Source organism: Campylobacter sp. RM12654 (assembly GCF_020137585.1).
Taxonomy (GTDB): domain Bacteria; phylum Campylobacterota; class Campylobacteria; order Campylobacterales; family Campylobacteraceae; genus Campylobacter_E.
The window spans coordinates 19,782-44,809 of sequence record NZ_JACGAR010000003.1 but is presented as its reverse complement, the minus strand read 5'-3'; the positions used below and the strand labels follow the sequence as shown (position 1 = coordinate 44,809).

The window sequence follows — 25,028 nt, the reverse complement described above, 5'->3', positions numbered from 1 at the left end:
TTTACTAAAATTTATAAAAATTAATTTTATTTTAAGTTTAAAATATTATTATTGACAGATTTTTTTGAACTTCACTTATACAATCCCCTTTATTTAAAATTGTTTTCTAATGGCGGTTAGGCCTTACTCTCGTGGGAGAAGGACAATGCGTGATTATTTAACAACTAAAAATCTTAGCAATGATGATTTTTATACGCTTATAAAAAAAGCTTTGTATTACAAACAACACGATGGCTTTTTTAAAAATTATGAAAATCAAATCATAGCTAATTTATTTTTTGAAGATTCTACAAGAACAAGGACAAGTTTTGAAGTTGCTGAGCTTAAGCTTGGCTTTAGAGTGCTTAATTTTTCTGCTAGTAGTTCAAGTGTAAATAAAGGCGAGAGTTTATATGATACTTGCAAGACTTTTGAAAGTCTTGGAACTAGCGTTTTAGTAATTAGACATAAACAAAATAATTATTTTGATGATTTAGTAGGACTGAATGCTAAAGTGGTTAATGCAGGTGATGGAAGTGGAGCACACCCATCTCAATGTTTGCTTGATTTAGTAACGATTTATGAGCATTTTAATACTTTTAATGGTTTAAAAATAGCAATAGTTGGAGATATAAAAAATTCTCGTGTAGCAAAATCAAATAAAGATGCGCTTGAAAGACTTGGAGCTAAAGTATTTTTAGCTGCACCTCCTATTTATCAAGATAATTCTTATAATGAATACTATAAATTAGATGAAATTATAGATGAGGTTGATGTTTGTATGCTTTTACGCATTCAACACGAAAGACACGATAAAAACGAATTAGATTTAGAAAAATATAGAAAATCTTTTGCACTTACAACTAATAATTATAAAAGATTAAAAAATGATGCAATCATAATGCACCCAGCCCCAATTAATCGTGGAGTAGAGATTGATAGTTGTTTGGTTGAATGTGAAAAATCAAAGATTTTTACCCAAATGAGTAATGGTGTATTTGCTAGAATGGCAATACTTGATTATGTGTATGAAAGGATTTAAAATGCTTCTTAAAAATTGTAATGCATTTATAGATAATAAATTTGTTAAAACTGATATTTTAATTGAAGGTAAAAAAATAGTAAAAATAGCTCCTAATATTGATTATAGTGGAGAAATAATTGATGTTAAAGGTAAGCTTGTTAGTGCGGGTTTTGTTGATATTCATCAGCATTTAAGAGAGCCAGGATATTCACACAAAGAGAGTATAAAAACAGGCTCAATGGCGAATGCAAAAGGTGGAATTACTACAGCTTGTGCTATGCCAAATCTAAAACCTGTGCCTGATACTTTAGAGAATTTAAAACTTGAATTAGATTTAATTCAAAAAGATTCTTGTATGAAAGTTCTTCCTTATGGAGCTATTACTATGGAAGAAAAAGGTCAAAGCTTAGTTAATTTTAGTCAATTAGCTCCTTTTGTTTTTGCGTTTAGCGATGATGGAAGAGGTGTTGCAAATGCAAAAATTATGAAAGATGCAATGAAAGAATGTGCGAAATTAAATAAATATGTAATTGCACATTGCGAAGATTTAGACCTAGTTGAAGGCGGTCATATGCACGATGGAGTTCAGTCTAAAAAATTAGGAATTAAAGGAATTTCAAGTTCAAGCGAGAGCGTGCAAGTTGCAAGAGATATGCTGCTTTGTAAAGAATGCAATTCAAATTATCATGTATGCCATATAAGTGCTAAAGAAAGTGTTGCGATGGTTGAGTTTGGCAAAAAACTTGGAGTAAATATAAGTTGTGAAGTAACTCCACATCATTTAATTTCTTGTGATGAAGATATTAAAGAAGATAATGGAATGTGGAAGATGAATCCACCTTTAAGAAGCAAAGCTGATAGAGATTATTTAATAAATGCTTTAAATGAAGGCATAATTGAAGTAATAGCAACAGACCATGCACCACATTCAAAAGACGAAAAGCAAGGTGGATTTAATAAGGCTTATTTTGGAATTATAGGAAGTGAGTTTGCGTTTTCATTGCTTTATACAAAATTAGTAAAAACTAATTTAGTAAAACTTGAGACAATTCTAAACGCTTTTAGCACTAATCCTAAAAAAATATTTAATTTAGAAAATGCAGGGGAGCTTAAAGTTGGTTCGATAGCTGATATTGTAGTAATTGATTTAGATAAAACTTGGGAATTAAAAGAAGATGAAATCGTTAGTTTAGGCAAGAATACGCCTTATTTAGGAAGTGTATTAAGCTCAAAAGTAGAGCTTACAATTTGTGATGGAAAAATTATTTTTAAAGGAGAATAAAATGCAAGATGTAAATAAAATTTTAGTTATAGGAAGTGGTCCTATTATAATTGGTCAAGCAGCAGAATTTGATTATGCAGGAACTCAAGCTTGTTTATCACTTAAAGAAGAAGGTAAATATGTAATATTAATCAATTCAAACCCAGCTACTATTATGACTGATAAAAATATTGCTGATGAGATTTATATAGAGCCAATTACTTTAGAATTTGTAACAAAGGTTATTAAAAAAACTCGCCCTGATGCAATCTTAGCTACCTTAGGCGGACAAGTTGCTTTAAATATGGCAATAGAATTAGATAAAGCAGGGATTTTAAAAGAATATAATATAAAAGTATTAGGTTCTAGCTTAGATACTATTAACAAGGCTGAAGATAGAGAATTATTTAGAGCATTAATGAATGAATTAAATGAACCTGTTCCACCAAGCGTTATTGTAAATAATACAAAGAGTGCAATTTCTTTTGCTAATGAATGTGGTTATCCTGTTGTTGTTCGTCCAGCATTTACTATGGGTGGAACTGGTGGCGGAATTTGTGAAAATGAAGCTGAACTTAAAAAAATAGCTAGCGAAGGCTTAATTTATTCTCCTACTAGACAATGTTTAATTGAAAAATCAATAGCAGGATTTATAGAACTTGAATATGAAGTTATAAGAGATAGAGCTGATAATGCTATATTAATTTGCGATATGGAAAATATTGACCCTGTTGGAATTCATACGGGTGATTCATTGGTTGTTGCACCAACTCAAACACTTGAGCCAAAAATCAAACAACAAATGATAGATGTTGCTATTAAATTAATAAGAGCATTAAAAATTGAAGGTGGTTGTAATGTTCAAATAGCTTTAAACCCAATTACAAAAGAATATTTTATTATTGAAGTAAATCCTAGAGTTTCACGCTCAAGTGCTTTAGCTAGTAAAGCAACTTCATTTCCTATAGCAAAAATCGCAGCAAAAATCGCAATAGGCAAAACTTTAGATGAGATTAAAAACGAAGCAAGTGGCTTAAGCTATCTTGAGTATAAACCAAATCTTGATTATATAGTTACTAAAGCTCCTAGATTTGCATTTGATAAGTTTAAAGATGCTAATCGTTATTTAGGCACTCAAATGAAAGCAACGGGTGAAGTAATGGGCTTAGGAACTAGCCTAGCTGAAAGTATTTTAAAAGCTATTAAATCACTTGAATATGGAATTTGTCATCTAGGTCTTAAAAACGGCGAAACATACACAGATGAAAAAATCAAAAAGCGTTTAATTAAAGCTGGAGATGAAAGAATATTTTTCATAGGAGAAGCTTTAAGGCGTGGAATTAGTGTTGATGAGATTATGAATCTTACTAAAATGCAAAGATTATTTATAGACACATTTAAGCAAATCATTGATACAGAACACGAATTAAAAGAGAAAAAATTTGATATTAAAGCACTTACAAAAGCTAAGCAAATAGGACTAGCTGATAAAATTATCGCACATCGTTGGGAATGCAAGCAAAAAGAAGTGTATGAACTAAGAGCTAAAAATAATATAAGACCTATTTATAAATGCGTTCAGCCGATGGATTATAAAAATCTAATTCCAAGTTTTTATTCAACTTATAATAAAGAATTTAAAGACACAAATGAAATTAGCAATAAGCAAAAAATCATAGTTTTAGGAAGTGGTCCTATTAGAATTGGTCAAGGAATTGAGTTTGATTATTCTAGCGTGCATGCTATTTGGGCTATTAAAGAAATGGGCTATGAAGCAATAATAATTAATAACAATCCTGAAACATTATCAACTGATTATAGCGTGGCTAATAAGCTTTATTTTGAGCCTTTAAGCAATGAAGAAGTTTTAGAAATTATTAATATTGAAAAACCTTTAGGAGTAATTGTTAGTTTTGGTGGTCAAACTGCTATTAATTTAGCTGAGTTTTTAGAAGCAAATGGAGTTAAGATTTTAGGCACAAGTTTAGATAGCATAAATACTGCTGAAGATAGAAAATTATTTGAAAAATTAATGAGTGATTTAGGCTTAAATCAACCTAAAGGAATTACCGCAATTAGTGTTGATGAAGCTATTAAAAATGCTAATTTAATAGGCTATCCTGTATTAGTTCGTCCATCGTTTGTTTTAGGTGGTAGAGCTATGCAAGTTGTATTTAACGATGAAGAACTTAAAAAATATATGCAAGAAGCAACAGAAGTAAGCCTTGATAAACCTATATTAATTGATAAATATTTATGCGGAAAAGAGCTTGAAGTAGATGCTATTTGTGATGGAGAAAATGTTTATATACCAAGTATTTTAGAGCATATTGAAAGAGCAGGTGTGCATAGTGGAGATAGCACAGCAATAACTCCAAGCGTTAGTATAAGTGATGAGGTAAAAGAAGAAATTATTAATTACACTAAAAAACTTGCACTTGCTTTAAAGATTAAAGGGCTTTTAAATATACAATTTGTATATTTTGAAAACAAGCTTTATGTATTAGAAGTAAATCCAAGAGCTTCAAGAACATTGCCGTTTTTAAGTAAAGTAATTAATAAAAACCTAGCAAATATAGCTTTAAAAGCTGCTTTAGGAATAAGCCTAAAAGAGCAAGGAATTACTAAAGAATTTGAAGAAATACAAGGAATGTATTATGTAAAAGTTCCTGTATTTAGCTTCTCAAAATTATCTTTAGTGGATACAGTTTTAGGGCCTGAGATGAAAAGCACTGGAGAAGTTATGGGAACTAGCACAAGTGCAAACAAAGCACTTTATAAAGGTCTTGTTGCAAGTGGCGTTAGAATAGAAGAATTTGGCGGAGTATTATTTAGTATTGATGATAAAAATAAGGCTGATTCACTTGAGCTTGCTCGTGGATTTATGAACTTAGGTTATAAAATCTTAGCTACTAAAAATACAGCAATTTATTTTAATAATCACGGAATTAATGCAATTAGTGTTAATAAATTAGGCGATGAAGATGACATAATTTCAAAAATTGTTAATGGAGAAATTACATTAGTAATTAATACCCCAAGAGATGCAAAAAATAGCCTTAGTGATGGATTTAAAATAAGACGCGCAGCAAGTGAGAGTAAGGTTGCAAGCTTTACAAATCTTGATATTGCAAAAGCTTATTTAAAGGCTTTAGAAGAAATATCATTAAGCGTGTATTCTTTATAATTTTTAAGAATTTAAACTCATTTTTTGAGTTTAAATTCCTTTTTAATTTTAGTATAAAATAAATATTTTTTAAACTCCTAATCAAGAATGATTATTGCTTAGTCTATGTATTAAATAAAAAAAGTTAAGATTTAAATAAAAATATTTTAAGGAAAACAATGTTATTTACAAGAGCTAGTGAATATGCTTTAATTAGTTTAATTTACATTGCAAAACATAAAAGTCCAATAGATGTAGATACTTTAGCAAGTGAATTAAATATACCAAGAAGCTTTTTAGCAAAAATATTACAAAATTTAGCAAGAGCGCATATTTTAAAATCTTATAAAGGTATTAATGGTGGTTTTATTCTGGCAAAAGAACCAAATTTAATAAATATAAAAGATGTCATAATATCTGCTGAAAAAAAAGAGCCTTTAGTTTTTGAATGCACAGGAGATGATAAGTGTCCTAGTAATAGGCACGATACTTGTAAAATATATCCTATAATTACCAACTTACAAGATAAAATAAATTCTTTTTTAACTGATATTACCTTAGAGCAGATTTTAAAATAATGGCAAAACAAAAAAATACTATGCTAAGCCTAGTAGCTCCTTATTTAGAGCCACTTGTAAAATTTAAAAGTCTTTCTATGGTAGGTTTAATAGTTGCTATTTTAGCAATTATTATCGTTCCTTTACCATCTGGAATACTTGATTTTTGCTTAGCACTTAGTATTGCTATATCGGTTTTGATGATTTTAATAGCTATGTATATTCCAAAACCGACTGATTTGACTACTTTTCCAACATTAATTTTAATAATTACTCTTTTTAGACTAAGCCTTAATATCGCAACCACTAGAATGATTTTAAGCAAAGGGCACGAAGGTCCTGCTGCGGTTAGTGATATAATTGCTAGTTTTGGAGAATTTGTTGTAGGCGGAAACTATGTAATAGGGGTTGTTGTATTTTGTATCTTAGTATTAATTAATTTTATGGTTGTTACAAAGGGTTCAACTCGTGTTAGTGAAGTTCAAGCTAGATTTACGCTAGATGCAATGCCAGGAAAACAAATGGCAATTGATGCTGATTTAAATGCAGGGCTTATTACTGAAGAGCAAGCTAGAGAAAGGCGTCAAGAAATAATAGGCGAAGCGAACTTTTATGGAGCTATGGATGGTTCTTCTAAATTTATTAAAGGTGATGCAGTTGCAGGTATAATCATCACTATTATTAATATAGTTGGCGGACTTTTAATAGGTATGTTTCAGCACGATTTAGAATTAAATGCTGCTGCTTCTAGTTATACTATTTTAACTATAGGAGATGGACTTGTATCTCAAATCCCAGGATTAATCACTTCAACAGCAACAGCTATAATTATTACTCGTGCAAGCAAAGAAGAAAAACCATTTGCTGAAAAATCTTTAGAGCAATTATTTGGAGATTATAAAACTTTATTTATAGTTGGGTTTATTTTGTTCGTATTTGCTTTAGTTCCTGGTCTTCCTACTATTTCACTAGGTTTTATGGCTTTTGTGTTTGGTGGGCTTGGCTTTTTACTTATGAAGACTAAAGATGAAGATTTATTAAGTCCTAAACCAAAGCAAAAAGGAGCAGCTCAACAACCAAATACAAGTGGAGCAACACCAGCTCAAAGTACAACACCACCTAGAAAAAGTGAAGCTGAAATTGCAGCAGAGCGTAAAAAGAAAAACGAAGAAAGCCTAAATCTTGAAATGCTTGAATTACAAATCGGATATTCTTTAGTAAAAGTTGCTGAAAGTGATTTAATAGATAGAATTCCAACAATGCGTCAAACAATAGCTAAAAATCTAGGTTTTTTAATGCAAGATATTAGAATAATTGATAATATTCAATTAGACCCTAATGAATATGATTTTAGAATTAAAGGAATTTCAATTGCAAAAAATATTATATATCCTGATAAATTTTTAGCAATTGATAATGGTTTTGATGAAACCGATGAAATAGAAGGAATAGAAGTAATAGAACCTGCTTTTGGTTCAAAAGCTATTTGGATTGACCCAAGTGAAAAAAATAAGGCTACAATGAGTGGTTATGTAGTAGTTCATCCTGGTGCAGTAATTAGCACACATTTAAGTGAGTTGGTTAAAGAACACGCAGCCGAACTTTTAACAAGGCAAGAAGTAAATTCTTTATTAGATAGATTAAAGCTTACTCAAAGTGTATTGGTTGAAGAAGTATTGAAAATCACTTCAATAGGTCTTATACAAAAGGTATTAAAAGAATTATTAAAAGAGCAAATTCCAATAAAAGATATGATAAGTATATTAGAAACAATATCTGATTTAGTGCCTTATACTCAAGATATTGATACAATAACAGATCATGTAAGAGCTAGTCTTAATAGAGTAATTACTAATATGTATTTAGATGATAATAACAAACTACAATTTTATGCACTATCAATGCAAGTAAATAGGCGTTTATTGGAAATGCTAGTAACTAATAAAAACGGCACAACAACCCTAGCAATAAATACAGAGCAAACCCACGCTTTATATACAGCAATTAGCGATAAAGTAAAAGAGCATTATAATATGCATTCAAATACTTTTATATTATTAGTAGAACCTAGTCTTAGAAGAAAGATAAAAGAGATTTGTGAAAGATTTGGATTAAAACAAGTTGTTGTTCTTGCTTATAGCGAGATTGCAAATAACGCTGATTTTGATAATATAGGTAATGTTGATGCAGCAATTTAGAAAGGAAAATAATGAAAATATATCACCTAAGCCACACTGATTTAGATGGATATGGTTGCCAATATGTGGTAGCTAATTATTTTAAGGATTGTGAATTTTATAATTCTAATTATGGCAAAGAAATTGAAGAAAAATTTGAAGAAATTATGATAAAAGTAGAAGCAAATCCTGATGAATTTGCTCTTATTTTAATAACTGATGTAAATCCTATTGAAAGTGTTTGCGAAGAATTTACTTCTAGGGTTGCAAGGCTAAATCACGCAAAATTATTATTGCTTGACCATCATCAAACAGGCAAAGCTTGTATGGAAAAATATCCTTGGTATTTTTTAGATAGTTCAAGGTGTGCTACTAAGATTACTTATGATTTTTTTAGTAAAATTTTTGGAGAAAATAAAGAGCTAAGCCTAATGGTAGATATTATAAATAGCATTGATATTTGGCTAAGTGATAGCAAATATTTTGAATTAGGCAAAATCTTAATGCAAATAATTGCTAGTAGTAAGGAGATAAATAGAACTATGTTTGCTAAGCAAAATCACGCTTATATGTTCTTTTTATTAAACAAAGCTAGAGAATATTTTCATCTTGAAAATCCAAATATTGCTTTAGAAGATGCAACTCATAGTATTAAAAAAGAGTTTTTTAAAAATGACAAAAACGATACTTTGTGTAATTTAATAAGCGATTATTTAGTAAGGATTTTAAGCGAAAATAAGCAAGATTATACGATTTATTATAAAGATAAAAAAGGCTTATTAGTCTATGATATAGGAAATGTTAGCGTTATAGGAAATGATTTTTTAGTCAAAAATCCTGAATATGATTTCTTTTTAGAAATTAATCCTGGCAAGAAAATCTCTCTTAGGGCTAATAATAAAATTGATGTTAGCTTATTTGCAAAAACGGCTTTTAATGGTGGTGGTCACGCAAATGCTAGTGGCGGGATATTTACAAGTTATAAAGATAGTAGTGTATATTCTAAGATTTACGAACAAACTAAAACTTATTTGGAGAAATTTAATGAAAAATGAAGAAATTGAAGATTTAATGTATGAGATTGCTTTAATGCATAAAGCTGCTTTGTATTATGCAGGAGTTAAGAAAAATTGCCTAGAAAAGGCTGCATTTACTTATCTTGAGCTAATTGATGAAGCTAAGAGTGAAGATGATTTTGAGCTTATTTTAGAAACTATGGCTTTATTAAAAGACAAACACCCTGAGTTTTTTAACTAAAATATAAATATAATTAGTCTAATTTAAATTCTTAGAATTTAAATTAGAAAGATATTTTATAAGCGTTCTAATTATTGAAATTAATTAAAACCTTACCGATTTTATTGTTATTTTTTACACTTTTTAAAGCTTGGTTTATATCATTTAGGTTAAAAATCTCACCGACTGATGGGCGGTATTTTATATTATCTAGCATAGAAGATATTTGATTAAGCTCTTCGCCGTTTTTATTAACAAACATAAAATGATACTCACAGCCTACTTTTTTAGCGGCATTGTTTAGCTTAAGTCCTGCAAAATAAAATAAAATCTGCTTTAGTTTTGAAAGCTTCAAGCTTTTAGCAAATTTCATATCAGGCATACCCTTTAAAGATACTAGCTTTCCGCCTTTATTTAGGATTTTAAACTGCTTAAAAGTTTCATTTCCACCAATGCAATCTATTACAAAATCTACTTTAATTTTTGTATAATCATCGCTTTTTGTAAAATACTCGCAAACACCTAATTCTAAGGCTTTTTGCTTAAAATTAGCATTTCCGCTAGCATATATTTTAAACTCTTTTGCAAGTGGCAAAGCAAGATTTTAAAAACTCCCACTAGCTCCAGAAATAAATATTGAGTTTTCATTTTTAGCATTCATTAATTTAATAGCTTGTAAAAATGTTAAAGAGGCTAGTGGCACGCAAGCTGCTTCATCATCTTTTAAATATTCAGGCACTTTTGCTATATACTTATGATTTATCGCTACATATTCAGCAAATGCTTTTTCACACATTGCATAAACTCTATCCCCAACTTTAAATTCTTTTACATTTTTACCTATGCTAGTTATAACTCCTACTAATTCATTGCCTAAAATTAGTGGTAATTTATAAGGAGTTATTATGTTTAGTGCGCCATCTTTTATAAGATTATCTAGTGGATTTACGGCTGCATAAGTTACTTTAATTAAAACTTCATCATCTGTTATTTTTGGAATATCAATTTCTTTTATTTCTAAATCACTTTTAAAATTATTTAAAACTGCTGCTTTCATAATTTTCCTTTAAATTTAATTATTTTTTTCTGCAATTATATATACATAATCATTAAAATCTCGCATTACAAATTCTTGAGTGTCATAGCCTTTAGATTTGCTAGAAACGAAAATTCTTTTTTAATCCTATTTATATCTTGTAGCATTATCTAGGCATTTTCGTTTGAAAAAAGGTTTTTAATCTCTTATTTTTGCTCTATGCAAAACCCAAGCTTTTCATAAAACAAAATTGATTTATTTACGCTCGTTACAAATAAAAATGTTTTTGTGTTTTTAATACACTTTTTATAAAGCTAATTTTATTTTTAACTAAGCTTAACAAACGAAATTCCGATTTCAAATTCTTTTTTAAGTAAATTTGTATATTTAAAAGAATTTATTTTTTGTATTTTTAACTATAAAATTTTAGTTTAAAACAACGCTAGATAATAAAAAATTTTCAAAAAAATAATATTAATTTTAATAATTAAAATTAATATTATAAAATTATATTTTATTTAAAACAAGGAAAAATATATGAAAAGAAGAAAATTTTTAGTTTCTAGTTTAGGTTTAGTTTTAGCTGTTTCATGCTCTGTTTTTGCAAATCAAACAAGCAAAAACATAAGAGCTTTTGCTATTACTAAGATATTTGGAGATGGTATTAAGCTTGTTGCTATTGCACTTGAGTGTGAAAAAATATTAACCTTAAAAGATATTAAAAAAGATGATTTTAGCGTTGAAAATAGAACCATTAGCGATGTTTTTATAAGCGATGAAATAGGATTAAAAAAGCAAGAAAAAGGAAAATTTATCATACTTTTATTATCTTTGGAAGATAAAAATCTATCTTTATCAAAAATGATACTTATGTCAAATTCTACAATAAAAGCAAATAAAACATCTAAAAAGCCTTGGGTTGCAGGAGATAAGCCAGCAAGTAATTTAGTTTTTGAAGAACCAAAAGCAAAAATAACATATCAAGGTATAAGTTATAGCACAGATAGTGTAAAAAACCTTGTTGCTGATGAATTTTTGCAACTTGTTTTTCAAGATAGAATTACAAATAAGACCTTGCGTTATAATTTGTATATTCCTAAAAATACTAAAGACAAAAAACTTCCTTTAGTGCTATTTATGCACGATGCTGGGACAACTAGTGAGTATCATAAAGCTACTTTATATCAAGGTTTAGGTGCTATTGTTTGGGCTAGCCCTAAAGAGCAAGAAAAACGACCTTGCTTTGTGTTGGCACCACAATATGATGAAATAATAGTAGATGATAATTCTAATGCTTCAAGTATGCTAGAAACAACAATTAATTTAATCAATGAACTAGTAAATAAATACAATATTGATACAAAAAGGATTTATGCCACAGGTCAATCTGGTGGTTGCATGATGAGTATTGCTATGAATATCAAATATCCAAATTTATTTGCCGCATCGTTTTTGGTAGCAGGTCAATGGGATTATAAACTAGTAAAACCATTAGCAAATAAAAAGCTTTTTATATTAGTATCAGCAGATGATTTAGGAGCATTTCCTGGGCAAAATTTAATAACAAAACAATTAGAAAAGGAAGGGGCTAAGATTAGCCGTGATATTTGGGACGGAAGATGGGGTGATAGCGAGTATCGTTTTGCATTTGATAAGATAATTTCTAATAATAATCCTATTAATTATGTAGTATTTAAAAAAGATAGCGTATTTTTAGAAGGAGATAGCAAGCAAGGAGCTAGCGGACATAGAAATACTTGGAGAATTGCATACTCAATAGAACCTATAAGAGAATGGATTTTTGAACAAATTAATGATTAATGCTAATTATACAATAAACTAATATTAATCAAGGTGCTTTCAATCAAAATCAATTTATTTAAAGGTTTTTGTAATAATTTTTACTTGAAATTAAAATCGGAATTTCGTATGTTTATAGTCAGGCTAAAACAAACGAAATTCCTATTTTAAATTCTTTGAAAATACACGAAATAAATTCCATAAAATTTCGCTTGTTTGGAGTGTGGAATTTATTTTCGTATTAAGCTTTTTTAGGCTTTTTCTTAGGATTTGGAAGTTCTTTATACATTGCTAAAACTATTGCGTTTAAAAGCTCGCTATCTTCTTTATCAAACAAAACCATTTTAGTTTTTGCCCCATCGTAAGGTAAAACTAGCGTTGGCTCTTTTATGTAGTTTAGCACTGATTTTGTGGGTTTTAAAAGTAATTGATTATCAAAAATCCCACCTATGATTTTATCTTTAAAATATAAAGTATATTCTCCAAACATATACTTATAAGTTATATTCGGCTCATTAAAAAACTCCAAAACATACTCCAAATACTCTTTACTACTAGCCATAAAATCTCCTTTAGAGTTTAATTAAAACCTTACCAGTTTTGTTGCTATTTTTCACGCTTTTTAGGGCTTTATTTATATCATTTAGGCTAAAAATCTCGCCAACTGATGGGTGGTAGTTGATTTCATCTAGCATAGATGATATTTGCCTAAGTTCTTCACCGTTTTTATTAACAAACATAAAATGATATTCGCAACCCACTTTTTTAGCAGCATTGTTTAGCTTAAACCCTGCAAAATAAAACAAAATCTGCTTTAGTTTTGAAAGCTTTAAGTCTTATCTAACTTTAAAAAATACTAGCAAACGCCTAATTCTAAAGCTTTTGTAAAATTGATAAAACTTATTTTGTGTTATTTAACTAGCATTTTATACTTAATAAGGACTTATTAAAAATCTATGTTTTAAATTCTTTTACTTTTATCTAAGTTAGTTATAAAATTAAAAGATTATTTAGTGGATAAAGTCTTATAGTTTATTTTATAAATTCTTTATCCACTAGAATTTAAATATCAATTTTTTAGCTAATTTTTGATAATTCCTTTATTTTCTCTATAGCTTCATTATTTAAACCAAATCTTCTTGAATACTTATTCACGCAAGAATCATCTAAAAATTCTAAAACTATTTCTTTTGCACTTACATTTTGACTTAAATTTTCTTTAATCAATCTTGTGATTTCTTGCAAAATCTCTGCACTGATATTTAATAAATCAATTTGTATGAATTCTCCTTCAAAGGCTTTTGGGTTTTGCGTGAATTCTTCTTTATTTTCTTTAGAATATTGCCTTCTTGGTTTTGCTATTCTTTTTTCAAATACCACATAACCTAATGAGTTTTTATTCTCACTTGGCTCTTTTATAAGCTCGTTAGTAATTAAGAAAAAATCATCAATAAATACCCCAACTCCATTCTCATCAGCTCTTAAACTAACTTCAAATCCATATAAATTCTCTTCTTTTTCTTTACTAAAAAACTCATTTTCTAGCTTTTTATACACTTCATCATTAAAGCATAAAATATCAAATTCTCCACCTTCATCAACCACTTTAAGCTTAGCAAAGGCTTTATTTTTTTTGCTTACTTTAAATTCTGCTTCAGTTACTATTCCTAAGCAAAAAGCATTGTAATCTCCATAATCAGCCTTGTTAAAATCGCTACTTTTTAAGTATTCAATATTTTGAGTTAGATGAGAAAATCTTTTAATATCGCCCTTAATTTTCTTACCACCCTTTTTGCTAAACACTTCATATCCAAGAGCATTTTTATCATCAGTATTTACACCTATTTCACTAGCATTTACTTCTATTAAGTTATTTAAAAATAAAGTATTTTTTGCATTATCTCTTTTAAGATTTAAAATAAATGCGTAAAGAGATTTTTTGGTTTTTACATCTTGAGCTGCTAGGTTCATTGCTTTATATTTTGATGCTAAAACATCTATTAAATCAGGATTAAAACATAAAATATTAAAATTTGAATAATAATCAAGCGCTTTAATATTTGCATAGCTTTTACCGCTTTTGCTTTGTTTAAAATCAACTTCTTCAATAATTCCTAAGCAAAATGCTTGATATTCCCCATCATCTAAATTCTCAAAATCACTACTTTTATAATGCTCAATTGATTTAATTTCTTTTTTAAACTCATCTAGCGGGTGTGAGCCAAGATATATTCCTAAATATTCTTTATCAAACTCGGCTAATTCTGCTACGCTAAATTCTTCTTGGTTTGTAATATCAATACTACTATGATATTCTGTTTCAAATTGAGAGAATAAACTCTCTTGCAATCTTTTATCATGCTCTTTCTTTGCTTTAAACTCATTAATAATATAATCAATTGCATTTAAAGCACTTTTTCTATTAATCCCAATACATTCAAAACAACCCGTCTTAGCTAAAGCTTCTAAGCCTTTTTTATTCATATAAGCAGCATCAGCCCTTGCAATAAAGTCTTTCATATCGCTAAATGGCTTATCTGCTCTAGCTTTTGCAAGTCCTTCAGCACTAGGAATTCCAAAGCTCTTAATTGAGCCAAGCCCATAGACAATAGCAGCTTTTCCATCTTTTATAGTAACGTTAAATTCCCTTGTGCCATCGTTTATATTAGGTGGTAAAAGCTCTATTCCTAATCTATCTAGCTCATCTTTATATTTTTCTATTTTTTCAACTTTTCCTTCTTCGCTAGTTAGTAATGCTGCCATAAATTCTGTTTCATAATATTTTTTAAGATAAGCAGTCTGAAAGGCTACTAGAGCATAGGCTGCTGAGTGAGATTTGTTAAAGCCGTATTCAGCAAATTTTAAGATAAGCTCCCATAAATCATCAGCCTTTTTCTCATCAAAGCCTTGTTTTATAGCACCTTCTAGGTATTCTCCTTTTAATTTCACCATTTCTTCAAGTTTTTTCTTACCCATAGCACGACGAACCAAATCAGCTCCACCTAAGCTAAATCCACCAATGGTTTGAACTACTTGCATAACTTGCTCTTGATATACAATAACTCCATAAGTTGGCTCTAAAATAGGCTTTAATTCAGGGAAAGCATATACAGCTGGTTTTCTTCCGTGCTTAATATCTATAAAATCATCAACCATTCCACTATCAAGTGGCCCTGGACGATAAAGTGCTAAAACAGCGATTAAGTCTTCAAAGCAAGTTGGCTTAAGCCTAGCATTTAAATCCTGCATTCCCGAGCTTTCTATTTGAAAAATCCCAAGAGTATTTCCTGTTTGAATTAAATCATAAACGCCTTTATCATTTACATCAATTTTGTTCCAGTCTATATCTATATTATGGCGTTTTTTAATGAGTTTTATAGCATTATCAATAACGGTTAAAGTTTTAAGTCCTAAGAAGTCAAACTTAATCAAATCAACATCTTCAAGATAATCTTTCATATATTGAGTTACTAATGCGTCTGATTTTGGTTGTTTAAACAATGGGGTTTTTTTCCATAATTCTTCGTTTGAAATTACCACTCCAGCAGCGTGCATTCCTGCGTTTCTATTAAGTCCTTCAAGTGCTAATGAATACTCCCAAACTCTAGTTCCGATTTTGCTTTTGCCCCTTACATCATCAGGGTGGCAAACTATATTTTTATACTCTGCACGATTGTCTAAATCTTCAATGAAAGCCTTAATATCAGGGTTTTTTTCGTAAGCATCTTTTAGAGTGATTTTTAGCTCATCAGGGACTAATTTTGCTAAAGTATCAGCATCTTTTATGCGTAAATCACAAACCCTTGCAACATCACGAATAACACCTTTTGCAAGTAATTTGCCAAAGGTAATTACTTGAGCTACGTTATAGCGACCATATTTTTTTACAACATAATCAATTACTTCTTCACGCCTATTTTGACAAAAATCCACATCAATATCAGGCATAGATACACGATCAGGATTTAAAAAACGCTCAAAAAGTAGATTATAAGGAAGTGGGTCTAAATCAGTTATTTCTAAACAAAACGATACCAATGAACCTGCAGCAGAGCCCCTACCAGGTCCAACAGGAATACCCATATCCTTAGCAGCTTTTATAAAATCATGAACGATTAGCATATAACCACTAAAACGCATATTTTTAATAATATTTATTTCAGTTCTTAAACGCTCTTTATAGGTTTCGTGTTTGCTCTCATCAATATATACTAAACGCTTATTAAGTCCATCCCAGCAAAGCCTTTCAAACAATACATCATCATTGCTAAAGCTAAACATATCTTGACTAGGCAATTCTAAGCCGATTTTTTCAGCGTATTCAAGAGCGAATTTAAAATTTGGTGGAGTTGGCTTCTCTACTGTTAATTTTAATTCTTCACATTTATCAACTATTTCTTGAGTATTTTGCACAACTTCAGGCACGTCAAGAAATAATTCGTGCATTTCTTCAGCGCTTTTTACATAGATTTCACTCATTGTGTGTCTTAAGCCATTATCTTTTTTAGCTTCATCACTTTCAGGATCAACTCCTACAATATCTCCTGTGCTAATTGCCATAAAGATATTTTGAGCTTGAGCTCTATCTTTATAAGTATAATGTGAATCGTTTGTAGCTATTACTTTTATGCCTAATTCTCTTCCTAATTTAAGTATATTTGTATCTATATTTAATTGAGAATTTATACCCATTCTCATAATTTCAAGATAAAAATCATCTCCAAAAACTTCTTTATACCAAAGTGCGGCTGCTTTTGCACCTTCATAGCCTTTAGCACCCATATCAGCATTTGTTTTTCCATTGCGACGAACTTCTTTATCATTTAAATGCCAATTAATCTCACCTGCAAGACAAGCAGAGCTACAAATTATACCTTCGCTATATTCTTTTAATAATTTTTTATTAATTCTAGGGCGATAATAAAAACCATCTATATGAGCTCTTGAAGTAAGATACATAAGGTTTTCATAGCCTTTTTGATTTTTAGCAAATAAACATATATGCCAACGGCGATTGGTTGCAGTGCTGCTTAAATCATCATCATCGTGCAAATAGCCTTCAAATCCAATAATAGGCTTAATTCCGTGCTTTTTCATACTTTTATAAAAATGAATTGCTCCAAACATAACCCCGTGATCAGTTATTGCACAAGATTTAAAATTTAACTCTTTTAATCTTTTTGCTAATTCATCAATTTTATTTGCGCCATCTAAAAGCGAATATTCTGTATGTAAATGTAAATGTGTAAAATCCATAATTTATCCTTTAGGGCTATTTTAGTCGTTTTATCTAAAGACTTTTTAAACACAAAATCTATTTTAAATTCTTAATATTTTTTATGGAATTTAAAATAGAAAATTGATTTTAATTAAATGAGTTTTTTAAAATATCTAGCATTTTTTTATGATAGGCATTAATTTCTTCTAAATCCCAGCTATTTTTAGAATAGACTTCTAATAATTTTAGACTAATTATTATTTTTTCATTTATGAAATTTTGAAAAATATTTTTCTTTTTATTAAAATCTTTATCGCTAAATTGTGAGTTTTCACTATCACTTATTAGGGCTAAATTGCCTAAGTCATCAATTTTGCTTTTGCTTTGTGGGTAAATATGCTCAACTGAATTAATATCTCTAAAGCGATAATTTGTAATGTAATTTTTATAGTTGTTTTTAAAATCAACATCTTGCATTAGATAGTATTCATAGCGTTGTAACCAATAAACAATATTTGGATGATTATAATTTAAATCATTAAGATTGTCGTTTTTTGCTAGATTATCATCTAGGTTTTTTAGCTCTTTAAATAAATCTTTATCACTTTTACAAGTTAGTAAAGTTTCTAAATATTCACTAGGATTTCTAGCTACTCTTAAATAATTTAAAAACAATTCAAGCTTAGCATCCTTTAAATCTCCTAAAAGCTTATAATCTTCGTGAGTTTTTCTAACACTTCTTCTATCAAAAATAATTCTATATTCTTTTAAAGCATTTATTATTTTTATAGCATTTTCTTTAGAATGTTCTAATTTATTCCAAGTATTTTCTAAGAATTTGTTTTTGTTAATTTCTATATTATTTGGAAATAAAATCTTAAAAACATATAAAACAAAAGTAGGGTAATCAATAAGGCTTTCGTATATTTTTATATTATTTTCAGAATTTTTGGTATTTAAAATATCATCTATACTAAGAGCTTTGTATTCTGTATTAAAATCAGCTATTTTATCCATTTGCATACATTCATTTAAAATATTTGAATAATAAAAATATTTATCATCATCTTTTACAAGCTTAAGTAAAAATGATTTTAAAATATCGCTTTCATCAAGGGCTTGAGAGTTGCTATTCATATTTATAAAATAATTGCCACAATTAATACCATCTAAAATCACAAGATTTATTCTGATATTTTTAAAAAGGTTTTCGTTTAATTTTGACTTATCATTGTCTTTAAAATACTCTTCAAAAGTATTAAAAGCATTGTCTATATTCTCTCCTAAATTATGAAAATCATAATCCCAAATAGCATCTGTTATATCTTCTCTTAAAGGCATTTTAAATCTACATTCATTTTCTAAATACGCAAAATTAAAAGCATTTGCAAATTCTCTTTCAGCTTTTTGCATTTTGTTATTTTCATAGCACATATAAGCACATAAGAAAAATATCGTGCTAAGTCTTTGTTGTCCATCAATTATCACTAATTCATTATCTTTAAGGCTTGCTGTAATCGTGCCTATGAAATATTCTTCGTTTGCACTTAAAATATCATCTAAAAGCGTTTTAATTTGCTCTTTATCCCATTCATATAACCTTTGATAAATAGGTATTACAATGCTTTTATCAATTTCATTTAGGCTTATTATCTTACTTTGCATCACTTACTCCTAAAATATTGTATTTTTTAAACTCATCTTCTAAAAATTTAAGCCTTTGAAATGAACTAATTTGATATTCTTCTAAGCTTATTAAATTATCCAATCTTCTTATAAAATCATTTTCACAATTTGAGTTTATGACCATTTTATTAATTCTTCTAAGGTCTGCAACAAGCGAAATATAATCAGTTCTTCCGCCTATAATAACCTTATAATACATTATCCTTACAATCATTCTTACCACCCTATCAAAATCTCCATCAAGAAATTTATCAAGATATACAATAAGTGCAAATTGTGTGTATATATAAGAATAATCATAATATTTGCTTTTTGGATAATTGCTTTTAACAAGTTTATTTAAAAAGCTACTTTTAGCTATCACATCTTTATTTTCATAATGTTTTTTAACCCAAGAAAAAAAGCTAATTCCATTAGCAAAACTTGCATTTATATTGTTTAGATTAGCTCCTGTGCTAAAAGGTGTAATTTTGCAATATTCATCAATAATATCAATAGCCCAAGAATAATAATAAAAATCAAATTTATGCTCATCATCAAATTTTCTAATCATTGCTAAATTTTCTAAGAAAAATTGAAAATAGTTTTTAACCACTTCGTTACTTTCATATATTTTATTACTTTTACCATCTTCAATAAATTCATTATATTTTTTCACATAGTAATTTATCAAATCACTTTGAGAATTTATAACCCAAAAAGCCTTGATTAGGTCGTAATTTTCTAGCTTTTTGCCCTTAGTGTTGATATTATCAAAAAACAAAAACTCATTTTTAGCATCATTCGTGCTAATATAAATAAAATTAATCTTTTCTAACTTTTCGTAAAAATTTGTTTTATTTTTTAGATATTCTTTTAAAAAATCGTAATTTTTCTTTATATTTATATGCGATATTTGATGATAATATTTAGCGTTTTTTAAAAAACTCTCATTATCTTTACCTAAAGCTATCAAAATAAGCTTTATAGTGGTTAGTCTTTGTTGTCCGTCTATTATTTCATAAATTGGTTTATTATCTTCTGTTACTTTGTTAGTTTTGTATAAAACGATAGAGCCTAGCAATGTTATATTTTTGTTACTTTCAATATCTTTTAAAAGCGTTATTATATGATTTTCATTCCATACATAAGGGCGTTGATAGTCTGGTATAATTAAGTTTTTACCTAAAAGTCCTGCAAAATCAATAATTTTTGAATTTATACTCATTTTCTCTCCTTAGCTTAAAAAGTATTTTGTAAATATTTTAAATAAAACTTAGGCAAAGTTTTTAAACTTGGGCAATTATCAAACATATTACTTAATTGAAAAAAATTTTCTATCTTACTAGTATTGAACTCAAGCTTTTGATTAAAACTTTTACAATAATAAAACATATTTTCCATATTTTCTACATTTTTTGTATCAAATTCAAGCTCTTGATTAAAATTAAAACAATATGCAAACATTGCATCCATATCTTTTACATTAGAAGTATCAAATTCAAGCTTTTGATTAAAAATTTCACACGAAGAAAACATAACACTCATGTCTTCTACATTGCTTGTGTTAAGCTTAAGTAATTGATTAAAATTTGAGCAACCTGCAAACATAGCCCTCATATCTTTTACATTAGAAGTATCAAATTCAAGTTTTTGATTAAAACCACATATAAAAAACATACATTTCATATCCTTTACATTACTTGTATTAAATGAAAGTTTATTGTTAAAATTACTATCTGCAAACATAAAACTCATATCAACTACATTAGAAGTATCAAAACTAAGCTCTTCATTAAAATAATAACAATGAGCAAACATCCCACTCATATTAAGCACTTTGCTAGTGTCCCACTCGTTAATCCCACTAAAATCACTTCGCTTACAATTATAAAAAAGCCAACTCATATCGGTAATTAAACTTGTATCAATATCACCTAGATAAATGCTCTCATCATTTACTAGCTCTTTTAATTCTTCTTTTGTAGTTGGTTTTAGATTGTTTTTATTCGAAATTTTGCTTTTAATTAAAGGCTTTGTAGGGCTTAAGACAAATATTTTAAACTCATCTTCTATGTTTTGGTCAAAAAACACTACACCTTCTTCTAGTCTATTGTATATATTATTCATCGTTTCAACATATTCATAAAAGTTGCAGTCTTGCGGTAAATTTGTATATATAATACAACCATTTTCTACATTTATTGAGTCGTAATTATCATATGCTTTCAATATTCCGCATTTAATATTTTCTAACATTTGAGAAAGTTGAAAAAAGGTATATTCGTGAATACCACAGCTTTTGACATCTTTTAATAATATATTGTAAATAATCTTTAAAACAACGCCTTCTTCTATAAATAAACCTTCTTCGCTATATGCTAAAGTTATTTTATCACCATATATCTTTTCTATTAATTTTAACATTTTTACTCCTTTGATTTTAGCGATTGTATCATAATCAAGTGCCTGATTATGTCCATATGTGTTTTTTTAACAAATTTAAGTCAAATTTTTAATTCAAATTCTTTTAACAAATAAAAGAATTTTGTAAAACTTTTAGCATTTGTTTTTGGTGGTCTTCAATTTGGGTTTTTTGCCAAATCTGACTAATCAACTTATTACCCTTCTCATCTTTTTGATATTCTTCATTTTTATATATATCTAAAAGTTTTAAGCTAATTACTAAGCCTTTTTTTAAGTAGCTATCAAATTGTGATTGTTTCTCGTTAAATTGCTTATTGCTAAATCCTGAATTTTCCCCATTGCTTATTAAGGCTAAATTACCAAAACAATCTAAATAATCTGCATTTAACTCCTCACCATCTTTGCTATGTTGTGGATGAACATGCTCAATTGAACTAACATATCTAAAACGATAACTTCCTAAGGTTTGTTTAAAACCTTCCTTAATATCCTCATTATCATTTCTAAAATGCTCGCCAGTTAATAAGTAATACTCTAAACGATAAAACCAATAATGCGGGGTATTTGTGCCGTAGTTTAAAAAATTAAAATTAGGCTTATTTGTATTTTTCAAGTTTAAAATTGTAATATCTGTTTGTTTTTTACTACTAATTTCATCAAAAGAAATATCACTAATAATATCAATTAAATTTTGAGTGTTTTCTTTTGGGTTGTTTTCCTTTTTTAATTGTTTTAATGCCAAAAAGTCATCAATGCTTTTTAGGTAGTTTCTAAGATTATCTGTATTAACACTATCTTTTAACTTATTCAAACATTTTTTTCTAGCTATTCCTTCTTTACTCATAATTTCGTTTTTACAAAATTCTAAATAATGTGTTAAAAAGTGGTGGTAGTTGGTATTATCCCCACGCCTTGCTACTCTTAGATAGTTTTGGATTAGTTTTAATTCAGTAGTATTATCAACTTCATTCCAATCATCGTTTTTGTCATCATACTTTCTAAATCTATTCCATAATTTATATTCATTTTCTTCATCATCAGCTTTTCTTTTTATCACAAAGGTATCAAAGATAATTCTATAATTTTTTAATGCTCTTATTATTTTTATTGCTATTATTGCTCCACAATTATTATTAAATTCTAAACAATCCCAAGTGTTTTCAAGGAATTTATCTTTTTTTATTGATATTTTTATATCTGTTTTAAAAATAGTTGATTCTTGTCTTGATAAAATCTTAAAAACATGTAAAACAAAGGTAGGGAAATCAATAATGCTCTCAAACTCGGCTCTTTTTTGTTTTTTGTCTTTTTCTTTGTTTATTTTATGATTATCAATTATATCTTTAATACTTAGATTTTTATTTTCTATGTTGCTGTTTTGATTTTTATCTTCGTAACAAAATGTAAAATAATTCATCTGCGAACATTCATCAAATATCCTAGCGTATTTTGTAACTTTATTTTCCTTGTTTGTTTTACCCTCCGCTTTGCTTTTTTCACAATCACTTATTTTGTTTGTATTATTTTGTTTTTCTTCATAATCGCTTATTAGTTTTAATAACCTTGCCTTTAAAATATCTGTGCCATCAAGCTGAACGCCTATATTATTCATTCTTACAAAATATTTATTTAGCTCCACTTGATCGCCTAAAATCACTAGATTGAACTTAACTTGTTCTCTTATAAATTTAATAAATTGTTGCTTATCTTCTTCATTATCTTTACCGAAATACACTTCAAAAGTTTTAAAAGCATTCTTAAAACCTGCATTAGTATTGTTTGTATCATTAAAACACTTATCTAAAGATTTACCTTTGCAATATTCATCTATAGCCTTAGTATCTTCTTCTCTAATAGGCATTTCTATATTAAAATATTCTCCTACACTAACATGATTTTTTTCGAAATGTTTGAAAACTAGCCAAATAGTAGTTAGCCTTTGCTGTCCGTCTATAAGGATATATTTGTCATCATTTTCTGATACTACAATATTACCTATAAAATGAGATTTTTGTTCTTCTTGGTTTTTATTATGTTCAATACAATTTTCAAAATCATCTAAAAGAGCTTTTATTTGCTCATCTTTCCAAGCATAAAGCCTTTGATAAGGCGGAATTATGAAAGTTTTGTTTTTAACATCATTGTGAATAAAACTTGCGATTAACGATTTAGTGTTACTTGACATTATTTTTCCCTTTCATCATTATATTTATGTTTATATACGATTTTGTTTTCAAAATTTTTGTAAAAATTATCAAGATAGGCTGTTAGTTCATTGTGAGTTTTTGCTTTTATAATTTTATTTGCTTTTAATTCTTCTTCGTGGCATTTTTGCCCTTTCTCTTCTAGTAGTTTTTCCACTTCACTAGCATAACTTGCAAAATAAATATACTTTACTAAACCCTTAGCATTCTTAGGATAATTTACCCTATCTTCTAGTAATCTATGCGAATATACTATCCTTGATAGTGATGGTAATATCTCTTTAGAATTTTTAAATTTACTTTCATACAAAACTAAACACATCATAAATCCATCAAATGTATTTAAATTACCAACCTTTGAATGTGGTTTCCATAGATACTTAAAAAAATTATTATTTTTTTCTAAAATAGATTTATATATTTTTTCGTATTTTTCAAGATAATTAAAAAATTCATCACCTAATTGAAAATTAGCTAAAATTCCCATATCATAGAAGCTTTTACCGTCTAAGTTTTCATAACAAAGCTCATTAAAGGCAACTTCTCCAAAATTATTATCTCGACTACTTCCTTTTATCCATAGTCTTGCAGGAATTAAAAATTTTAATAAAAGTGTCTTTATATTAGGCTGGGTTTTGCATTTTTGTTCAGATAAACCCTCATAATATTTTGCCCATTTATTTAAAGTTTTTTCATTTTTGATAGATTGAAGATGAAAAGCTTTTATTAAATCATAGCTTTCTAGCTTTTTGCCTTTTGAGTTGGTATTGTCAAAAAAGATAAAAGCATCATCGGCTTTTGTTGTAGCTACTATTATAAATTGAGTTTTTTCTAGCTTTTCTAAAAAATCTTTAGCTTTATCTTCGTTGCTCAAATAGTTTTTAATATACTCATAATTATTCTTGATATTATCTTGAGAAATTTTATGAAAAAAGCTTACATCTTTTAAATAGTTATTATATTTTTCTAAAAGTTCTTTTAAATTATTATGGTTGTTTAAAGAAGCCATTAAAATAAGCTTAATTGTAGTTAGCCTTTGCTGTCCGTCTATCACTTCATAAATTATCTCATCATCTCGTTTAGTTTCATGCAAAATAATAGAGCCTAGCAAGGCTCCATTTTCACTATTTTCAATATCTTTTAAAAGCATTCTTGTTTGCTTTAATTCCCATACATAAGGGCGTTGGTAATCAGGTATGCTAAGGTTTAGTTCGGTTAATTTATTAAAAGTTAATATGCTTGAGCTTACATTATCCATAAAAATCCTTTAGATTATAA

The 25,028-nt window shown here is 28.2% G+C and carries 17 protein-coding genes and 1 pseudogene; 8 read left to right on the top strand and 10 right to left on the bottom strand.

All coding sequences use genetic code 11. The features are described 5' to 3' along the window. Positions 1–145: 145 nt before the first annotated feature. The 7 genes from AVBRAN12654_RS01585 (at position 146) to AVBRAN12654_RS01555 (ending at position 9,421) form a co-directional block, all read left to right on the top strand. On the top strand, positions 146–1,021 hold the full coding sequence (locus AVBRAN12654_RS01585) for an aspartate carbamoyltransferase catalytic subunit (RefSeq protein WP_214120028.1): 876 nt from the start codon (positions 146–148) through the stop codon (positions 1,019–1,021). Position 1,022: 1 nt separating this feature from the next. Next, complete coding sequence (locus tag AVBRAN12654_RS01580) at positions 1,023–2,285, top strand: dihydroorotase (protein ID WP_214149730.1); 1,263 nt, start codon at positions 1,023–1,025, stop codon at positions 2,283–2,285. 1 nt (position 2,286) lies between these two features. Beyond that, positions 2,287–5,451, top strand: a complete 3,165-nt coding sequence (gene carB, locus AVBRAN12654_RS01575) for a carbamoyl-phosphate synthase large subunit (protein WP_336613807.1) — start codon at positions 2,287–2,289, stop codon at positions 5,449–5,451. A gap of 158 nt (positions 5,452–5,609) precedes the next feature. Next, on the top strand, positions 5,610–6,008 hold the full coding sequence (locus tag AVBRAN12654_RS01570) for an Rrf2 family transcriptional regulator (RefSeq protein WP_214116657.1): 399 nt from the start codon (positions 5,610–5,612) through the stop codon (positions 6,006–6,008). Next, on the top strand, positions 6,008–8,185 hold the full coding sequence (flhA, locus tag AVBRAN12654_RS01565; RefSeq protein WP_336613806.1) for a flagellar biosynthesis protein FlhA: 2,178 nt from the start codon (positions 6,008–6,010) through the stop codon (positions 8,183–8,185). Before AVBRAN12654_RS01570 ends, flhA begins: the two co-directional genes overlap by 1 nt. Before the next feature lie 11 nt (positions 8,186–8,196). Then, entirely contained in the window at positions 8,197–9,219 is a 1,023-nt protein-coding gene (locus AVBRAN12654_RS01560) for a DHH family phosphoesterase (RefSeq protein WP_214116662.1), read from the top strand. Further along, the gene (locus tag AVBRAN12654_RS01555; protein ID WP_214116664.1) at positions 9,209–9,421 is read left to right on the top strand and encodes a hypothetical protein; all 213 of its coding nucleotides are present in this window, start codon (positions 9,209–9,211) and stop codon (positions 9,419–9,421) included. Before AVBRAN12654_RS01560 ends, AVBRAN12654_RS01555 begins: the two co-directional genes overlap by 11 nt. 67 nt (positions 9,422–9,488) lie before the next feature. On the opposite strand, the gene AVBRAN12654_RS01550 is transcribed toward AVBRAN12654_RS01555, so the two are convergent. Together AVBRAN12654_RS01550 and AVBRAN12654_RS01545 are read right to left on the bottom strand one after the other, a co-directional pair. Next, positions 9,489–9,995, bottom strand: a complete 507-nt coding sequence (locus AVBRAN12654_RS01550; protein WP_336613805.1) for a zinc-binding dehydrogenase — start codon at positions 9,993–9,995, stop codon at positions 9,489–9,491. Positions 9,996–10,004: 9 nt separating this feature from the next. Next, positions 10,005–10,457: an alcohol dehydrogenase catalytic domain-containing protein gene (locus AVBRAN12654_RS01545; RefSeq protein WP_336613804.1), complete on the bottom strand. Its 453-nt coding sequence runs from the start codon at positions 10,455–10,457 to the stop codon at positions 10,005–10,007. A gap of 516 nt (positions 10,458–10,973) precedes the next feature. Here AVBRAN12654_RS01545 and AVBRAN12654_RS01540 point away from each other — a divergent pair. Continuing rightward, positions 10,974–12,257, top strand: coding sequence for a PHB depolymerase family esterase (locus AVBRAN12654_RS01540; RefSeq protein ID WP_336613803.1), 1,284 nt, complete (start codon positions 10,974–10,976; stop codon positions 12,255–12,257). A gap of 220 nt (positions 12,258–12,477) precedes the next feature. On the opposite strand, the gene AVBRAN12654_RS01535 is transcribed toward AVBRAN12654_RS01540, so the two are convergent. From AVBRAN12654_RS01535 to AVBRAN12654_RS01500, 8 genes and pseudogenes are all read right to left on the bottom strand, one after another. Then, positions 12,478–12,798 (bottom strand): TfoX/Sxy family protein, encoded by a 321-nt coding sequence (locus AVBRAN12654_RS01535; protein WP_336613802.1) that lies wholly within the window; start codon positions 12,796–12,798, stop codon positions 12,478–12,480. A 10-nt stretch (positions 12,799–12,808) separates the two neighbouring features. Further along, on the bottom strand, positions 12,809–13,042 hold the full coding sequence (locus tag AVBRAN12654_RS01530; protein WP_336613801.1) for a zinc-binding dehydrogenase: 234 nt from the start codon (positions 13,040–13,042) through the stop codon (positions 12,809–12,811). Positions 13,043–14,126: 1,084 nt separating this feature from the next. Beyond that, a pseudogene (gene dnaE, locus AVBRAN12654_RS01525) lies at positions 14,127–17,495 on the bottom strand (DNA polymerase III subunit alpha); the annotation flags it as partial. A gap of 106 nt (positions 17,496–17,601) precedes the next feature. Next, positions 17,602–19,119: a DUF262 domain-containing protein gene (locus tag AVBRAN12654_RS01520; RefSeq protein ID WP_336613800.1), complete on the bottom strand. Its 1,518-nt coding sequence runs from the start codon at positions 19,117–19,119 to the stop codon at positions 17,602–17,604. After that, positions 19,109–20,347, bottom strand: a complete 1,239-nt coding sequence (locus AVBRAN12654_RS01515; RefSeq protein ID WP_336613799.1) for a DUF262 domain-containing protein — start codon at positions 20,345–20,347, stop codon at positions 19,109–19,111. The genes AVBRAN12654_RS01520 and AVBRAN12654_RS01515 overlap by 11 nt, the downstream gene beginning before the upstream one ends. A gap of 14 nt (positions 20,348–20,361) precedes the next feature. After that, positions 20,362–21,546, bottom strand: coding sequence for a BspA family leucine-rich repeat surface protein (locus tag AVBRAN12654_RS01510; RefSeq protein WP_214120035.1), 1,185 nt, complete (start codon positions 21,544–21,546; stop codon positions 20,362–20,364). A gap of 103 nt (positions 21,547–21,649) precedes the next feature. Continuing rightward, positions 21,650–23,731, bottom strand: a complete 2,082-nt coding sequence (locus AVBRAN12654_RS01505) for a DUF262 domain-containing protein (RefSeq protein WP_336613798.1) — start codon at positions 23,729–23,731, stop codon at positions 21,650–21,652. After that, entirely contained in the window at positions 23,731–25,008 is a 1,278-nt protein-coding gene (locus AVBRAN12654_RS01500) for a DUF262 domain-containing protein (protein ID WP_336613797.1), read from the bottom strand. Before AVBRAN12654_RS01500 ends, AVBRAN12654_RS01505 begins: the two co-directional genes overlap by 1 nt. Between the last annotated feature and the right edge of the window lie 20 nt (positions 25,009–25,028).

Coding starts and splice junctions, on each gene's coding strand:
- AVBRAN12654_RS01585 (WP_214120028.1), top strand. CDS start 146: ATGCGTGATTATTTAACAACTAAAAATCTTAGCAATGATGATTTTTAT.
- AVBRAN12654_RS01580 (WP_214149730.1), top strand. CDS start 1,023: ATGCTTCTTAAAAATTGTAATGCATTTATAGATAATAAATTTGTTAAA.
- carB (WP_336613807.1), top strand. CDS start 2,287: ATGCAAGATGTAAATAAAATTTTAGTTATAGGAAGTGGTCCTATTATA.
- AVBRAN12654_RS01570 (WP_214116657.1), top strand. CDS start 5,610: ATGTTATTTACAAGAGCTAGTGAATATGCTTTAATTAGTTTAATTTAC.
- flhA (WP_336613806.1), top strand. CDS start 6,008: ATGGCAAAACAAAAAAATACTATGCTAAGCCTAGTAGCTCCTTATTTA.
- AVBRAN12654_RS01560 (WP_214116662.1), top strand. CDS start 8,197: ATGAAAATATATCACCTAAGCCACACTGATTTAGATGGATATGGTTGC.
- AVBRAN12654_RS01555 (WP_214116664.1), top strand. CDS start 9,209: ATGAAAAATGAAGAAATTGAAGATTTAATGTATGAGATTGCTTTAATG.
- AVBRAN12654_RS01545 (WP_336613804.1), bottom strand. CDS start 10,457: ATGAAAGCAGCAGTTTTAAATAATTTTAAAAGTGATTTAGAAATAAAA.
- AVBRAN12654_RS01540 (WP_336613803.1), top strand. CDS start 10,974: ATGAAAAGAAGAAAATTTTTAGTTTCTAGTTTAGGTTTAGTTTTAGCT.
- AVBRAN12654_RS01535 (WP_336613802.1), bottom strand. CDS start 12,798: ATGGCTAGTAGTAAAGAGTATTTGGAGTATGTTTTGGAGTTTTTTAAT.
- AVBRAN12654_RS01520 (WP_336613800.1), bottom strand. CDS start 19,119: ATGCAAAGTAAGATAATAAGCCTAAATGAAATTGATAAAAGCATTGTA.
- AVBRAN12654_RS01515 (WP_336613799.1), bottom strand. CDS start 20,347: ATGAGTATAAATTCAAAAATTATTGATTTTGCAGGACTTTTAGGTAAA.
- AVBRAN12654_RS01510 (WP_214120035.1), bottom strand. CDS start 21,546: ATGTTAAAATTAATAGAAAAGATATATGGTGATAAAATAACTTTAGCA.
- AVBRAN12654_RS01505 (WP_336613798.1), bottom strand. CDS start 23,731: ATGTCAAGTAACACTAAATCGTTAATCGCAAGTTTTATTCACAATGAT.
- AVBRAN12654_RS01500 (WP_336613797.1), bottom strand. CDS start 25,008: ATGGATAATGTAAGCTCAAGCATATTAACTTTTAATAAATTAACCGAA.